This is a genomic window from Pseudomonas sp. RW10S2 (assembly GCF_014268985.1).
In the GTDB taxonomy this organism is placed as follows: Bacteria; Pseudomonadota; Gammaproteobacteria; order Pseudomonadales; family Pseudomonadaceae; genus Aquipseudomonas; species Aquipseudomonas wayambapalatensis.
The window spans coordinates 1-830 of record NZ_JABWRO010000240.1 but is presented as its reverse complement, the minus strand read 5'-3'; the positions used below and the strand labels follow the sequence as shown (position 1 = coordinate 830).

Sequence of the window (830 nt, the reverse complement as noted above, 5' to 3'; positions counted from 1 at the left end):
GCGCCAGGGCTGCACCGCGACCCGGCGCAACTGATCGAACTGATTCGCCGCGAGCGCATCACCACGCTGCACTTCGTGCCGTCGATGCTGCAGGCCTTCGTGGCTGATCCTGCGGTGGCGGGCTGCGACAGCCTGACCCGTATCGTCTGCAGCGGCGAGGCGCTGCCGGTGGATGCCCAGCGCCAGGTGTTCGACAAATTGCCGAATGCCGGGCTGTACAACCTGTATGGCCCGACCGAAGCGGCCATCGACGTGACCCACTGGACCTGCCGCGAAGAAGGTCGCGACAGCGTGCCGATCGGCGAGCCGATCGCCAACTTGCAAACCTACGTGCTGGACGCTGGCCTCGGCCCGGTGGCGGTGGGCGTGGTGGGCGAGCTGTACCTGGGCGGCACCGGCCTGGCGCGCGGTTATCACCGCCGTCCTGGGCTGACCGCCGAACGCTTCGTCGCCAGCCCCTTCGGTGACGGCGAGCGGCTGTACCGCACCGGTGACCTGGCGCGCTACCGCGCCGACGGGGTGATCGAGTACATGGGGCGTATCGACCATCAGGTGAAGATCCGCGGCCTGCGCATCGAGCTGGGCGAGATCGAAGCACGGCTGATGGAGCAGGACGAAGTGCGCGAGGCCGTGGTGCTGGCGGTGCCGGGTGCCGGCGGCCTGCAGCTGGCGGGCTACCTGGTGCCAAGCACGCCGGTGGCGGACGACGCGGCGGCCGAGGCCTTGCGCGCCACCCTGCGCGAGCGCCTGGGTGCGGTGCTGCCGGACTACATGGTGCCGGTGCACCTGTTGCTGCTCGAGCAGTTGCCACTGAGCCCCAACGGCAAGCT

1 protein-coding gene is annotated in these 830 nt (G+C 69.8%); it reads left to right on the top strand.

Going from position 1 to position 830, the window contains the following annotated elements; genetic code table 11:
* A partial coding sequence (locus HU729_RS25545; protein WP_186711924.1) for an AMP-binding protein occupies positions 1-830 on the top strand: 830 nt, incomplete at both ends.